Origin of the sequence: Mycoavidus sp. SF9855 (genome assembly GCF_024582735.1) — a bacterium.
In the GTDB taxonomy this organism is placed as follows: domain Bacteria; phylum Pseudomonadota; class Gammaproteobacteria; order Burkholderiales; family Burkholderiaceae; genus Mycoavidus.
Genome location: NZ_CP102085.1, coordinates 2066117 through 2080851 on the forward strand (window position 1 = coordinate 2066117; position 14735 = coordinate 2080851).

14 protein-coding genes and 1 pseudogene are annotated in these 14735 nt (G+C 52.0%); 2 read left to right on the plus strand and 13 right to left on the minus strand.

The window, feature by feature from the left end; translation table 11 throughout:
* Positions 1–135: 135 nt before the first annotated feature.
* Genes NQD60_RS08250 through NQD60_RS08270 form a run of 5 tightly spaced genes read right to left on the minus strand, consistent with a single transcriptional unit; the run spans position 136 to position 4500 of the window.
* On the minus strand, positions 136–393 hold the full coding sequence (locus tag NQD60_RS08250) for a YfhL family 4Fe-4S dicluster ferredoxin (RefSeq protein WP_223692442.1): 258 nt from the start codon (positions 391–393) through the stop codon (positions 136–138).
* 3 nt (positions 394–396) lie between these two features.
* Positions 397–924 carry a pantetheine-phosphate adenylyltransferase gene (gene coaD / locus NQD60_RS08255; protein ID WP_257100426.1) on the minus strand — a complete coding sequence of 176 codons (528 nt, stop codon included), beginning with the start codon at positions 922–924 and terminating at the stop codon, positions 397–399.
* Positions 921–1625 carry a 16S rRNA (guanine(966)-N(2))-methyltransferase RsmD gene (rsmD, locus tag NQD60_RS08260; protein ID WP_257100427.1) on the minus strand — a complete coding sequence of 235 codons (705 nt, stop codon included), beginning with the start codon at positions 1623–1625 and terminating at the stop codon, positions 921–923. The genes coaD and rsmD overlap by 4 nt, the downstream gene beginning before the upstream one ends.
* 23 nt (positions 1626–1648) lie before the next feature.
* The gene (locus NQD60_RS08265; RefSeq protein ID WP_257100428.1) at positions 1649–3007 is read right to left on the minus strand and encodes a pitrilysin family protein; all 1359 of its coding nucleotides are present in this window, start codon (positions 3005–3007) and stop codon (positions 1649–1651) included.
* Positions 3007–4500 carry a pitrilysin family protein gene (locus tag NQD60_RS08270; RefSeq protein ID WP_257100429.1) on the minus strand — a complete coding sequence of 498 codons (1494 nt, stop codon included), beginning with the start codon at positions 4498–4500 and terminating at the stop codon, positions 3007–3009. Before NQD60_RS08270 ends, NQD60_RS08265 begins: the two co-directional genes overlap by 1 nt.
* A 214-nt stretch (positions 4501–4714) precedes the next feature.
* On the opposite strand from NQD60_RS08270, the gene ftsY reads away from it, so the two are divergent.
* On the plus strand, positions 4715–5740 hold the full coding sequence (ftsY, locus tag NQD60_RS08275; protein WP_257100430.1) for a signal recognition particle-docking protein FtsY: 1026 nt from the start codon (positions 4715–4717) through the stop codon (positions 5738–5740).
* A gap of 19 nt (positions 5741–5759) precedes the next feature.
* Here ftsY and NQD60_RS08280 read toward each other — a convergent pair whose 3' ends face one another.
* The gene (locus NQD60_RS08280; RefSeq protein WP_257100431.1) at positions 5760–6458 is read right to left on the minus strand and encodes a fumarylacetoacetate hydrolase family protein; all 699 of its coding nucleotides are present in this window, start codon (positions 6456–6458) and stop codon (positions 5760–5762) included.
* 186 nt (positions 6459–6644) lie between these two features.
* On the opposite strand from NQD60_RS08280, the pseudogene rpoH reads away from it, so the two are divergent.
* A pseudogene (gene rpoH, locus NQD60_RS08285) lies at positions 6645–7520 on the plus strand (RNA polymerase sigma factor RpoH); the annotation flags it as partial.
* Positions 7521–7544: 24 nt separating this feature from the next.
* Here rpoH and clpA read toward each other — a convergent pair.
* The 7 genes from clpA to NQD60_RS08320 form a co-directional block, all read right to left on the minus strand.
* Positions 7545–9842 carry an ATP-dependent Clp protease ATP-binding subunit ClpA gene (gene clpA / locus NQD60_RS08290; protein WP_257100432.1) on the minus strand — a complete coding sequence of 766 codons (2298 nt, stop codon included), beginning with the start codon at positions 9840–9842 and terminating at the stop codon, positions 7545–7547.
* The gene (gene clpS / locus NQD60_RS08295; RefSeq protein WP_257100433.1) at positions 9839–10153 is read right to left on the minus strand and encodes an ATP-dependent Clp protease adapter ClpS; all 315 of its coding nucleotides are present in this window, start codon (positions 10151–10153) and stop codon (positions 9839–9841) included. Before clpS ends, clpA begins: the two co-directional genes overlap by 4 nt.
* A gap of 124 nt (positions 10154–10277) precedes the next feature.
* Complete coding sequence (nagA, locus tag NQD60_RS08300) at positions 10278–11381, minus strand: N-acetylglucosamine-6-phosphate deacetylase (protein ID WP_257100434.1); 1104 nt, start codon at positions 11379–11381, stop codon at positions 10278–10280.
* Positions 11382–11448: 67 nt separating this feature from the next.
* On the minus strand, positions 11449–12042 hold the full coding sequence (locus tag NQD60_RS08305; protein WP_223692464.1) for an SCO family protein: 594 nt from the start codon (positions 12040–12042) through the stop codon (positions 11449–11451).
* A gap of 16 nt (positions 12043–12058) precedes the next feature.
* Entirely contained in the window at positions 12059–12967 is a 909-nt protein-coding gene (gene cyoE / locus NQD60_RS08310) for a heme o synthase (RefSeq protein ID WP_257100435.1), read from the minus strand.
* A 22-nt stretch (positions 12968–12989) separates the two neighbouring features.
* Positions 12990–14060, minus strand: a complete 1071-nt coding sequence (locus tag NQD60_RS08315; RefSeq protein WP_257100436.1) for a heme A synthase — start codon at positions 14058–14060, stop codon at positions 12990–12992.
* A gap of 21 nt (positions 14061–14081) precedes the next feature.
* Positions 14082–14717, minus strand: a complete 636-nt coding sequence (locus tag NQD60_RS08320; protein WP_257100437.1) for a cytochrome C oxidase subunit I — start codon at positions 14715–14717, stop codon at positions 14082–14084.
* Positions 14718–14735 lie beyond the last annotated feature (18 nt).

The following is a 14735-nucleotide window of genomic DNA, read 5'->3' on the forward strand; positions in this document are numbered from 1 at the left end:
GATACTGCCCAAAAGCGTGCGCTAGTCGGCTATACAGAAATAGCATACGCCTCAGTCTAAAAGGGAGGACGCGCGGTATTTCGGGACCGTTCGCGATAATGAACTATTCGGCCGTAGCGGGCAATCTGCCATTGATTACTCTCCCTTTTGCACCACCAGTTTATGATATTTCTGCAGTAACTGGACGCGTGTTTCAGTATATTCAGGGTTAAGCGGAATGCACTCAACTGGACATACTTGCTGGCATTGCGGTTCATCAAAATGTCCGACGCATTCAGTACATTTACTCGGGTCAATGACGTAAATCTCAGTCCCCATTGAAATCGCGTCATTTGGGCATTCCGGTTCACAAACGTCGCAATTAATGCACTCATCGGTAATCATCAGCGCCATAACTTATCCCTGCACCTGTTGCCGCAGGCTATAACGATCAACCTCAGCCGCGAGCACCGCGACTTTTTCTTTGATCTTTTTTTCGACCGATGGAAAGACAAATTTGCTAATATCGCCGCCCAGTTGCGCGATTTCTCGCACAATCGTACCGGAAATAAATTGGTACTGGTCAGCCGGGGTCATAAACATCATTTCAATATCCGGCATTAGATAACGATTCATGCCGGCCATTTGAAATTCATATTCAAAATCTGACACGGCGCGCAGGCCACGCACAATTACGCGCGCTTCATGGCTACGTACGAAATCTTTTAGTAAGCCCTTAAAACTCTCGATTTGAACATTAGGATAATGTCCAAGAACTTCGCGCGCAATCGCCAGCCGTTCATCGAGTGTAAAAAAAGGTTGTTTATTACGACTATCGGCAACCCCGATAATTAGTTTGTCGAAAATGCTGGCGGCCCGGCGCACAATATCCTCGTGGCCGCGCGTGAACGGATCAAAGGTCCCCGGATACACTGCAACGATCATGCCGTTTCCCCATCAGAAGGCAAAATGTCGCCAGCCTGGCTAGCCAGACGGCGAAGTAAATGATAATGCACGGCCCCTGCCCTACCGTGCCGTACGACGCTCCACTCCATCTGCTCACCCGTCAGCGCTAACCCAGATGGGTCGCCCGTCGAGATAGCATCCGTTGGCAAGACCAGTTGCTTGCCCCGGGCCAGTGACCTAGATGATTCAATATAAATGGCGCCTCCTATGCGCACAAGCGGCATACACAGCTTTAATGCAGGTTCAAGCAAGTTCGTAGCAAACGGGGGGTCAAGGAAAATTAAATCAAAACTGCCCGCGGCAAGCCCACAGGCAAATTTTAGCGCATCCGCATGGACAATTTCTATTGTCTGAGCCGCGAGCTTTTCTCGATTGCACCGTAGTTGCTGTACAATCCGTAATTGTCGCTCAACCATCAGCACGCGCGCAGCGCCTCGCGAGGCAGCCTCGAAACCTAATGCGCCGCTCCCGGCAAATAAATCCAGGCAAACCAAGCCATCAAGCCCTTGGCCCAACCAATTGAATAGTGTTTCACGAACCCGATCAGGGGTTGGCCGCAATTCGCCCATATCCAGCACCGGCAAATGCGTGCGCTTCCAAGCCCCGCCGATGATGCGAACCGAATGTGCAGCAGCGCGCGTACGCGCTGCTGCAGTAGAAAATTCAGATGAAATAGCCATAAACTAAAATGCTGATTGCACCTCTAGCGTGCAGCTGGCGCGCCGACTAATACGGTCGCCATCTGGTTTACATTCACATGTTTTGCAAATGCGGCTTGCGCTTCGGCACGCGTCACTGCATTGACACGCGCAGTCCAGGTTTCTAGATAATCCAAAGGCAGTCCGTAAACACCTATGGTCGCCACGATCCTCAGCCGCTTGCCATTACCGTCAAGTTGCAATGGAAAACTGTTCACCAGATAATTCTTGGCCGCATTCAATTCTGCTTGGGTAGGCCCCTGGGCAATAAATGTCGCAAGAGTTTCACGCACCACCGCCAGGGCCTCATAAGCCTGGTCTTTGCGTGTTTGCAGGCTAATTTGGAAACTACCCGGCTGCGCTGCAGGAATGAAAGCGCTGTATACGCCATAGGACAAGCCGCGCTGCTCCCGCACTTCATGCCCGAGTCGAGAGATCAGTGTGCCACCACCTAGCACTTGATTCGCCACTAATAACGGAAAATAATCCGGGTCACCTCGTGCAATGGCGGGCGCGCCAATCAAAATGTGCGCTTGCGAGGCCGGATTCAGCAGCTTAATCTCAGATGAGCCAGATAGCGGTACCACCGGGGGCAGCACTGCGCCTGGCGCGCTATCTGGCAACGCGCGCATCAGTTGCTCAGCAATGCGCTCTGCTTGCGCCCGGTCACAGTCGCCGACAATGCTGAGGACCGCATGCTGGGCAGTATAGTGCGCCTGATAGAACGACGTAAGGTCGGCTTGCGTCAAAGCTGCAATGCTTTTGGGGTCAGGCGATGCGCCATATGGATGCGCGCCAAATACGGCGGCCTTGAAGGCCTTTTCAGCCTGCGCCTGTGGCTGCTTTTCCGACACCTTGAGAGCCGTGATCACACGCTGCCTTTCACGGACTAACTTTTTTTCCGGCAAAGCCGGACACTGCAAAATGCCTGCAAAAACCGCCAGCGCCGCATCACGCTTGGGCGCGGCTGACAATGTGCGCAAGCGCAAAGCCGCGCTATCGCCATCCACGGTATCCGAGATCACGCCGCCAATCTCGGCTAAGCGGTCTTCAATCTGCGCTTCGGTCAACCCTAAGCAACCTTTGGCCGTACGCATTCCCGCACTCAACATGTGCGCCGTCATGGCAGCTAATCCGCTGCGGTTAGATGGATCATAACGGCTACCCGCAGCAAAATTGACTTGAATATCGAGCATTGGAATCGCGTGATCTTCAACCAACAGTACTTTTGCCCCCGACGGTGCGGTCCATTGCTGAATCAACGGTCCAGCCAATAACGGCGCCGGCCATCCCAGCACGACTGCGGCAAGCAGAGTCGTTAAACGTAAAAATTTAATCCTAAGCGGCATCCTGACTGGTTCCATTACTTTCCTTGCGATCTTTTTCTCAAGCGCGGCGTTGACTGCGTGTGCGGTGGCATCAGCGTAGCCACGGTCAGCTGATCATCGCTAAAATAACGCGCCGCCACCGCTTGCACATCTTGTGCCGTCACCGCATTGAGGGCTTGATCCATGGGCTCGATGGCGCGCCATGAATGCCCTGCCATTTCAGCTAAACCTATTTCCATCACTTGGCTAAAGACGGAGTCTCGTCCATAGATCCGCGCGGAGTACAGTTGCGTTTTGACACGCTGTAGCTCCTGAGCACTGACCCCGTTTTGCGCAATTCGCCGTAGCTCACTGCGTAAAGCGGCTTCTAGCTCGATTAACGAGCGGCCCTGCGCCGGGATCGCGCTTAGCGTAAATAGCTGAGGCCCACGCGCCACCATACTATAAGAGGCATCGACCCAGTCGGCTAGACGTTGTTCGCGCACGAGATGTTTTTCCAGTCGTGCATTTGGATAGCCATCCAGCACAGCGGCCAGCACACTGAGGGCGTAAGCATCTTGTTTCGTAGTGGAATTTTCCTCTAACGGCATGGCTTTGAATGCCAATACGACGCGCGGCACATCAGCAGGCGCTTTGATCGTCACGCGTTTCAAGCCGCGCTGAAGCGGTTCATTTTGTGGTTTACGCGCCGGCAATGGCCGTGCTGGAATCGCGCCAAACCAACGCTCAGCTTGGCTGCGCACAGACGCAGGAGCAACATCTCCGGCCACCACCAGCACTGCATTATTCGGTGCGTACCATCGTTCATACCACGCCCGGGCGTCAAGCCATGTCATATGTTGCAAATCATCCTGCCAGCCAATCACCGGCCAGCGCGCAGGCGACGCATTATATGCCGTTGCCTGCAAGGCCTCATCCAGCAGCGCCTCAGGTTTATCTTCAAGGGATAAACGCCGCTCCTCCATCACCACGCGAATTTCCCGCTCGAATAGTTCGCTTGTGATAGCAAGATTTTGCATCCGATCCGCTTCTAACGCCATGATTTCAGATAGATGCGATTTCTCTATACGCGTGAAATACGCTGTACAGTCTTGCATCGTAAACGCATTCTCGCTGCCGCCGAGAGCTGCCACGCGTTGCGAAAACTCTCCCGGTCCAAGCTGCTGAGTGCCGCGAAACATCATGTGCTCGAGCACATGCGCCACCCCAGTTGTACCGCTTAGCTCATCTAGCGAGCCTGCTTTATAAAAAAGCATCTGCACCACAGTCGGCGCCCGGTGATCTTCACGCACGATGACGCGTAAGCCGTTAGCTAAAGTAAATTCCGTTGTCGGCAACGCGTGTTGGAGGTCAGCACTTGACGCGCCTTCAGTCCTCGAGGTGGCAGCCGATACGCTAGCTACGCAGAGAAGTGTCAATAGACAGGCGCCGCTTCGCAAGAAATGGTCTCGCATATAAGCGCGCGCCATAACGCGTAATGGCATAACTGCTTTAGCTAGCTTTTTCAATATATTCTTATTCAGCAACATAAATTAATTGAACTCAATGCTGATTGATCAACAGTCCTAGACACCGTGATTTTCGACTAAGCGCATTTTGCTTACACTAAAAATACCCAATCATGATGAAAGCACTGATACATGCTCCATAAGGAGAGGGCTTTCCATTCCATCTGCTAGAATAAACGCTTCTTTTGCATCCACACTGAGCGCTTTCCAAGCCAAGTTCTCGAAACTATAAACCATGTTTAGCTTCTTCAAAAATCTTAATAAGGGCTCAACATCGACCCCGGCACCTTCTGAGCCAGAGAATAAATCAAAAGCCAGCACTCAGGCTAAAAATCTGCCGAGCACAGAGCCTACTGCCAACCGCTCAACCTCCTGGGTAAGCCGACTAAAATCAGGTTTAGCGAAGACGCGTAACAGCTTTACCAGCATTTTTGCTGGCGCAAAAGTCGATGAGGCCCTTTTTGAAGAGCTCGAAGCTGCGCTATTAATGGCCGACACAGGCATTGAAGCGAGCGATTTTCTACTGAGTGCTCTACGTCAGAAAGTAAGCGCTGAGCGGCTGAATGAAGGTGAAGCAGTCAAATCTGCCTTGCGCGCGCTCTTGATTGATTTATTAAAACCACTTGAGCACACATTAGTACTGGGCCGCGCGCAACCCTTGGTGATGATGATCACGGGCGTCAACGGCGCAGGTAAAACCACCAGCATTGGCAAACTGGCCCAACATTTACAGCAACACGGACAATCTGTGTTGCTGGCCGCGGGTGACACTTTTCGCGCCGCCGCACACGAACAGCTTGCACTGTGGGGTGAGCGTAATCAGATCAATGTGATTTCACAGCAAAGCGGTGACCCCGCCGCGGTCATTTTCGACGCCCTTAACGCCGCGCGCGCACGTAAGCTAGATATACTCATGGCGGACACCGCTGGGCGCCTACCGACACAATTACATTTGATGGAGGAGTTAAAAAAGATCAAACGCGTCATCGGTAAGGCGATGGACGGGGCCCCGCACGAAGTGCTGCTGGTGATTGACGCAAATACCGGACAGAATGCCCTCGCGCAGGTGAAAGCTTTTGATGATGCCCTTGGTCTCACCGGATTGATTGTGACCAAGCTTGATGGCACGGCTAAAGGCGGCATCCTCGCCGCGATTGCGCGACAGCGGCCTATCCCCGTGTACTTCATTGGCGTGGGAGAACAAATTGATGATCTACAGCCGTTTTGCGCCGCAGAGTTCGCCAGCGCGTTGCTGGATTAAACCCTCACCCAGCCTAAGCTCAAGTGACTTTGACGGCAAATTCACCCAACCCCTCAATGCCGCCTATCATCAGGTCACCCTTCACAATCGACCCCACCCCACCTGGGGTTCCGGTATAAATTAAATCTCCCGGCACAAGCTCGGATAACGTTGATAAATAAGAGATGGCTTGCGCCACCGACCAAATTAACTGAGACACATCAGCACGCTGCTTCTCAACGCCATTTACGTTAAGCCAAATCGCCCCCTGCTGATAATGCCCAACCTCGTCTACTCGGTGAATCGGCCCCAGCGGCGCAGCATGGTCAAACGCTTTGCCGATTTCCCATGGATAACCTTGTCGTTTCATCTCCGCTTGCAAATCACGGCGCGTCATATCGAGACCTAGGGCATAGCCAAACACATACTCAAGCGCCCGCTCAACTGGGATATCGCGACCGCGCTTACCAAGCGCGACCACCAACTCCATCTCATAATGCACATTGTTTGAACCGGGTGGATAAGGAAATTGCCCAACCATACCGGGCGCTACATACAGGATAGCGTCAGTCGGTTTATTAAAAAATACTAAGGACTGATGATCCGGCTCACCACCCATTTCACGGGCATGCTCGACATAATTGCGGCCAATGCAGTAAATACGGCGCACAGCAAAGCAGTCGTTTGAATCGGCGATTGGCACAGTGACTGGGGCTGCTGCGGCAAATATTTCACTCATTATGATTTTCCTGGCCTAATTTAGATGGGTTTGCTCGGCATGAGCAAACCCATCGCATGATTATAATTCTCTTACGCCTCTCGATGGAATTAGCACTCTATCAAGAAGAGTGCTAATATTATTAAAAACGTCCTCTCTAAGGAGTGTAAAGTGAGTGCGAATCATCTCAATAAATTCAATCAAGGCGGAGCATTGACCCTGGCTTCTGCCATGCCGGTACTTGGCCAGCTAGGCGATCTTAACGCCTATATCCAAGCGGTTAACCGGATTCCAATGCTGCAAGCAGATGAGGAGCAGCAGCTCGCTGCCGACTACCGTGAACACGGCACGCTTGAATCCGCCCGCAAGCTGGTTTTATCCCATCTGCGTTTGGTCGTCTCAATTGCCCGTAACTACCTGGGTTATGGGCTGCCGCATGCAGACCTCATTCAAGAAGGCAATATTGGTCTGATGAAAGCCGTGAAACGCTTTGATCCAGAGCAAAATGTACGGCTCGTGTCATACGCCATTCATTGGATCAAGGCTGAGATTCATGAATATATCCTACGCAATTGGCGGATTGTGAAAGTCGCCACGACCAAGGCTCAACGAAAGCTTTTTTTCAATTTGCGCCGTCATAAACAAACGATGCAAGCGTTTACATCGAGTGAAATCGATGCCTTAGCTAAAGAATTGAACGTCAAGCGTGAAGATGTCCGCGAAATGGAAACGCGCATGATGAGTGGGGATATTGCGCTAGAAGGACAAATGGAGGATGGTGAAGAATCATTTGCTCCGATCGCCTATTTAACCGATACTCAGCACGAGCCAACCGAGGTGCTGGCAAATCGCCAGTTGGATCGGTTACAAAGCGACGGCTTAACAAGCGCACTGGATACCTTAGATGCCCGTAGTCGCCGCATTGTTGAAGCGCGCTGGTTACAGGTCGACGATAATGGTACTGGCGGCGCCACACTGCATCATCTAGCGGCTGAATTCGGCGTATCCGCCGAGCGGATTCGCCAGATCGAAGTCAGTGCCATGAAAAAGATGCGCAATACACTGACTTCTTATACCGCATAAAGTGGCAATCAAGGTTTGAGGCCGTCAGTCAATCTCCGCCGTTTCGGGGTTTGTATTCTGTGATGCGCCGTTTTCATCAAAGACGAGTTGCACGTTGTTTTGATCGTCTACATCAACCGTGACACGGCCGCCGTTTGACAGCCTGCCAAAAAGCAGTTCGTCGGCCAGCGCACGCCGGATGGTGTTTTGAATTAAGCGTTGCATAGGCCGCGCTCCCATTAACGGATCAAAACCGCCTTTAGCAAGATATTTGCGCAGCTTATCCGTAAAGACAACGTCCACCTTCTTTTCATGCAGTTGTTCTTCCAGTTGAATTAAGAACTTATCAACGACGCGCAGAATAATCTCTTCATTGAGCGAATAGAAGTTAATGATCGCGTCCAGCCGGTTACGAAACTCCGGGGTGAAAGTCCGTTTAATTTCAGCCATTTCATCACCGGCTTGGTTGCGTACAGTAAAGCCAATTTTGGCTTTTTGCAGCGCTTCTGCGCCGGCGTTGGTGGTCATGATGAGAATCACATTGCGAAAATCCGCTTTACGGCCATTGTTATCTGTCAATGTGCCATGATCCATCACTTGCAGCAAAATATTATAGATATCTGGATGCGCTTTTTCGATTTCATCAAGTAACAGCACGCAGTGGGGCTTTTTCGTAATCGCCTCAGTCAACAGGCCACCTTGATCAAAGCCGACGTAGCCGGGCGGTGCACCGATTAAACGGCTGACCGCATGACGCTCCATATATTCAGACATATCGAAACGTGTCAGCTCAATCCCTAAAGTGAACGCCAGCTGACGTGCGACTTCAGTTTTGCCAACGCCGGTTGGACCTGAAAATAAAAACGCGCCGATTGGCTTGCCAATTTGACCTAGCCCGGCACGGGCCATTTTAATCGCAGCTGCCAATGCTTCAATGGCGGGGGCTTGTCCAAAGACCACACTTTTAAGGTCACGCTCAAGCGTTTGCAATTTGCCACGATCATCCAGTGAAACGCTTTGCGTAGGCACGCGGGCCATTTTTGCGATAATTTCCTCGATGTCGACTTTACCGATAATCTTTTTTTGTTTCGATTTAGGTAATACACGTTGCGCGGCGCCGGCTTCATCGATAACGTCAATCGCCTTATCAGGCAAATGACGATCCGCAATAAAACGAGCGGATAATTCAGCCGCAGCCGATAACGCGGCGAGAGAATATTTAACATTGTGATGTTCTTCAAAGCGCGACTTGAGACCACGCAAAATCGCAATGGTTTGGGCTACGGTTGGCTCAGACACATCGATTTTTTGAAACCGCCGTGACAGCGCTGCATCTTTATCAAAAATACCGCGATATTCAGTAAAAGTCGTGGCGCCAATACATTTTATTTGCCCTGACGAGAGCGCTGGCTTTAATAAATTTGATGCGTCTAGGGTACCGCCTGAGGCAGCGCCGGCACCAATCAAAGTATGAATTTCATCGATAAAAAGTATTGCATTTGGGCGATCTTTTAATTCCTTAAGCACTATTTTTAAACGCTGCTCAAAATCCCCACGATATTTGGTGCCGGCCAACAAGGCGCCCATATCCAATGAATACACAATTGCATTGGCCAAGATATCGGGTACTTCGCCACGCGTGAGCCGCCAGGCGAGCCCTTCAGCGATCGCCGTTTTGCCTACACCGGCTTCACCAACTAGCAACGGATTGTTCTTGCGACGGCGGCATAAAATTTGCACCACACGTTCAACCTCAGGCTCGCGGCCAATTAACGGGTCAATGCGACCCTCTTTTGCCAGTTGATTTAGATTTTGCGTAAATTGCGCCAATGGCGTTTCTTTCTGCCCGGCCGACCCTTCGCCCTCTGCGCCCACATCAGTCGGTTTTGCAGCTTCACTCTCGCCTGTTTTAGTTATGCTATGCGAAATAAAATTGACCACATCTAAGCGCGTGATACCTTGTTGTTGCAAGGCATAAACAGCATGCGACTCTTTTTCTCCAAAAATGGCAATCAGCACATTGGCGCCCGTGACTTCTTTTTTGCCATTTGAAGCAGACTGCACGTGCATAATTGCGCGCTGAATCACCCGCTGAAAACCTAATGTAGGCTGGGTATCAGCATCTATCGAACCCGGCACAATCGGGGTGTTGTCATGAATAAAATGATGCAAGCTATGTCGCAAGTCATCAATATTGGCCGCACAGGCACGCAAAACTTCAACGGCGGTTGGATTATCCAACAGTGCCAATAGCAAATGCTCTACCGTAATGAACTCATGCCGGGCTTGGCGCGCTTCCATAAACGCCATATGCAAGCTGACTTCTAGTTCTTGGGCGATCATATTCTCTCCATAACACACTGTAGCGGATGGCCTTCTTGTCTGGCATGGGTTGTAACCTGCTTGACTTTAGTCATCGCCACATCGCGCGTATAAACCCCACAAATTGCTCTACCTTCGCAATGTACTTTCAGCATAATCTGAATTGAGGCCTTTGGGTCTTTTCTAAAGTATTTTTGAAGAATCATGACAACAAACCCCATCGGCGTAAAGTCATCATTTAACAACACCACTTGATACATGGATGGCGGCTTTATTTTTTGCTTTTGCCGCTCAACCACAGCGTTGTCTTCTACATCTGAAAAAATAGCCATAATCTTTATTCTAAACAAGTTGCGTGTACTTGCACGCCGGCTGAACGCATTAGAGTAGAGCAACTAGCTTTATATTTAACCTCTTTTCTACAACACTGTCGAGCAAAATGAACTTCGACCCAGCTTAAATCCCTTGCCCTTCGACATAAGTCGCCTGTACCCTCAGTTGGCGGTCAAGCACCACTAAATCTGCCCACGCACCGACGGCCAGCCGGCCGCGTTGAATTAAGCCAAGGTAGTCCGCCGCATAGCGCGATAACCGATGTGAAGCTTCGGCTAAAGGCAAACCAAGCGAGACTAGATTACGCAACGCTTGATCCATCGTCAAGGTACTCCCCGCCAACGTACCATTGGCAAGCCGCACGCCGTTTACGCATTTAGTCACCGTCTGGCTGCCCAGCGGGTAAGCTCCATCCGGCATCCCTGCTGCCGCCGTGCTATCGGTGACGCAGTAGAGCTTAGGAATCGCGCGCAGCGCGGTGTGAATCGCACCTGGATGCACATGCAACAAATCTGGGATAAGTTCCGCATATTCAGCATGCGCCAGGGCCGCCCCGACCATGCCTGGCGCCCGATGATGCAAGCCCGTCATGGCATTAAATAGATGGGTGAAACCGGATGCTCCGTGCTTGAGCGCATTAACGCCATCTTCATAACTCCCGAGCGTGTGGCCAAGCTGTACGCGTACGCCACGCGCGGCAAGGTGGGTGATGATATTTAAATGACCGGCCAACTCCGGCGCCAACGTCACAACCCGAATCGGGGCCAGCGTTAAATAATAGAGTATTTCATCCAACGCAGCGAGCGCCGTTGCATCAGGTTGCGCCCCCAGTTTGCCAGGATTGATATAGGGTCCTTCAAGATGCACCCCAAGGATACGCGCGCCACCAGGCGCGCGCTGCTGCACCTCATGCGCAAGCCTAGCCAAGATGGCAGCCAACTCAGCCGGCGGCGCCGTCATCGTAGTCGCCAATAAACTTGTCGTGCCATACTGAGCATGCAGCCGCGCCATGATTTGAGCAGCCGCGCCGCCTTCCATCACGTCGGCGCCGCCCCCGCCATGCACATGCAGGTCAATAAAGCCTGGCAAAATATAGGCTTCATGATTGAGCGCCGGCTCGATAGATGCGCCACTCAGGGCAACAATCCGTCCGCCCTCGAGCGTTAAATGACCGAGCCTCCAGCCCTCGGGCGTTAAAATATTTCCGTACAGCTTTAGGCTCTTCACGGATTACTCTTGAAAGCAAAACATCTTTGAGATCCTCGCCAGCCTAAAGAGTTTACCGCGCATCTGATCAATTAAGCAGTATTTTAAGATCGTGCACCCACGGCTTCGATCCTTGCCCATCGCGGGCAAAAAGGCGCAGCTTGCCGGTTGCGTCAAACACATAGCCGGCTGCCGTATGGTCCATCGTATAGGCATTGGAAATTTCATCTAACACAGAGGGTTTTGCCCTCGTGTCTACGTTTGCCTGCTCGCGCGCATAGTGCACGCGAAAATCTTGCGTCACTTTTTTGAGTTGCGCTTCATTCGCCGGCCGCAAACCGATAAAACTCGGATCAAAGGCAGGGACATAGTGCGCCAACGAAGATGATGTATCACGCTCTGGATCGACAGTCACGAACAACACCTGCACCCGTTTTGCATCTGGACCCAATTGTTTAAGCGTTTGCGCAAGCGTTGCCAGCGTCATTGGGCAAATGTCTGGGCAGTGCGTGTAACCGAACAACACCACCACGACTTTTCCTTTAAAGTCCGCTAATGTACGCAACTGGCCAGTCGTATCCGGTAGCGTAAAATCGTTGCCAAAACTGGGGTTGTCAGTCAAATCGGTATTTTTGAACACGGGCGCACGCGTGCAGCCAGCCGCCCATATCAGGGCGCACATTAGGCATACAATAAATTTAGATGCCGCGGCAGTAGAGTTGCACATAGTGGTCCGCCAGTAGCGCTGCAAACAGCAACGATAAATAAATAATTGAATATCGAAAAAGCCTGCGCGCCAGCCTATCCGAATAAGCGCGCCATATTTGCCACGCATAGGCTAAGAAAATCACCCCCAGTACCAGCGCGGCGACCAAATAGACCAGCCCACTCATGCGCGAGGCAAATGGTAGCAACGACACACCAAATAAAATGATGGTATAAAGCAAAATATGCAAGCGCGTAAATTGCTCACCATGGGTAATCGGCAGCATCGGCAAACCCGCTTGCGCGTAATCTTGCCGGCGATATAACGCCAGCGCCCAAAAATGGGGCGGCGTCCAGACAAAAATAATCAACACCAGCAACCAAGCATCAGCCGGCACCGTTCCCGTCACAGCAGCCCAGCCAAGAGCCGGCGGCATGGCGCCGGCGGCGCCGCCAATCACAATATTTTGCGGCGTTGCAGGCTTTAGCAGCACCGTGTAAATCAGCGCATAGCCAATAAAGGTGGCCAGCGTGAGCCACATGGTCAAGGCGTTGGTGAAAGCATACAGCGTCCACATGCCAAGCCCACCCAGCATGGCTGAAAAGAAAAGAATTTGGAGCGAGGTTAATTCGCCACGCGCAGACGGACGCCATGCGGTACGGCGCATTAGCCGATCCACTTTGCGCTCAAGTAAACAATTGACCGCAAACGCGGCGCTGGCTAATAGCCAAATCCCCACCGCGCCACCTAGCAAGATGGACCACGGCACGCTACCGGGCGTTGACAGTAGCATCCCAATCACGGCGCAAAATACCGCGAGCTGGGTCACCCGAGGCTTAGTCAGTGCACAGTATTGGGAAATTCGGTTGCCAAGAGATGGGCAAATAGAGATACTTTCCATAGATTCAGACCTGCGTTGCGGCTTACCGCATACCTTGTCTGCTAATTACGATACGATAGTTTAGCATGATGAGCAGCAACAATAATACCGCCGCGCCGCCATTATGCACGAGCGCAATCAGCAAAGGCCACTGCAATACGATATTCGCTAAGCCGGTTAAACACTGCAGCACAACCAACGCGATCAAGCCATAGGCTAAGGAGCGCAGCGCAGCAAACTGGCGCAACTGCAGGCCGAGCCCAAGCAACCATACACTCACTCCCAGCGCAAAAGTGCGATGTGTCCAATGGATTGCCACCAGCGCGTCTGGCGTAATAAAATCCCCTGCTTTGGTTTGGCCCAGCGAGCGCCACAGCTGAAAACCTTGCACAAAATCCATTGGCGGCAGCCAAGCGCCATGGCAGGTCGGGAAATCTGGACAGGCGAGCACAGCGTAGTTCGCACTCACCCAACCCCCTAAAGCAATTTGCAATACCAACAGCACCAGCCCCACCCATACCGCCCACTGCCAACGTGCCGCGGCAGGCGCCAGCCTGGGCGCAGGCGCACAACTCATGGCCAGCCGAGCCAAGCCACCAAGTAGGGTCAGCCCTAGCAATAAGTGAATCGTCACAATCAACGGCTGCAATTTTAAGGTCACGGTCCAAGCGCCAAACGCGCCTTGCACGCAGACTAGCGCCAGTAACGCCACCGGCCACCACGGTGACACCAATAACGATTTACGTTTGCACCACGCCATCACAACCTGCGCAATCATCAGCACCCCCAAGGCCAGCGCGAGATAGCGGTGGATCATTTCAATCCACGCCTTAGTCATCGTGACCGGGCCACTGGGCAATAAGGCTTGCGCTGCCCGAATCGCTTCGTGCGCGATAAATGGCGATGCGGTGCCATAACAACCAGGCCAATCAGGGCAGCCTAGGCCCGAATCTGTCAGGCGCGTAAAGCTGCCAAACAGCACCAGATCAAAGGTGAGCACAGTGCTGACCCAGACCAATTTACCAAATTGATCGGTGCCACTACGCAGCCACACCCAACTTAGCGGAATGAGTGCAAGGCAAAGACCTATTAAGCTAAGTTGCAGAATAAACACGGAGAGATCCTGGGAACGATTTTAGCCAATGCCTGACCACTTCAACAATTTGCTCAGGTCTTTTTTGATTTTGCCTGGGTCTGGCTGGGCTGGAAAGCGCATCATCAGATTACCGTTTGGGTCCACTAGATAAATATGCTCGGCCAGCTGCCGGCCCTCATCAAGCGGCAACCATTGCAGCAGGGTAGCCGGATCAACGCTCAAAAAATGCGTCTCAGCATAGGCGCGTTGCACGGCAGGAGGCACCGGAGCACGGTCGGTGCGCAACCAAACCGTTACCACCCGCTCACGTTCAATGCCCTGCGCAGCACGTACTTGCCTCATAAAATAGAGTTTTTTGGCACAATTTTCAGCGCATGCGCTCGCATCAACAGCCAGCAATAACCATTTGCCTTGTAAAGTTTGCAAAGGCGTGATCGTGCCATTTTCTGTGCGCACCATTAAACTGGGCGGGATGGGCCGCTGCGGCTCAATCAACTGACCATAATTCGCCGATCCGCCGACTGGCTTAAAAACATAATAAAATAAGTAAGACGCAATCACTGGCGCCAGACACACCGCTACCACCAGCCACAACACCCTCCAACTCGAGTCTTTGCGACCTGACTTGAGGTCAGGTAAAGCCAACGTCTTTGGCTCTAGATCATGATTTTTCATTGGCAGTTCTAAAATGAG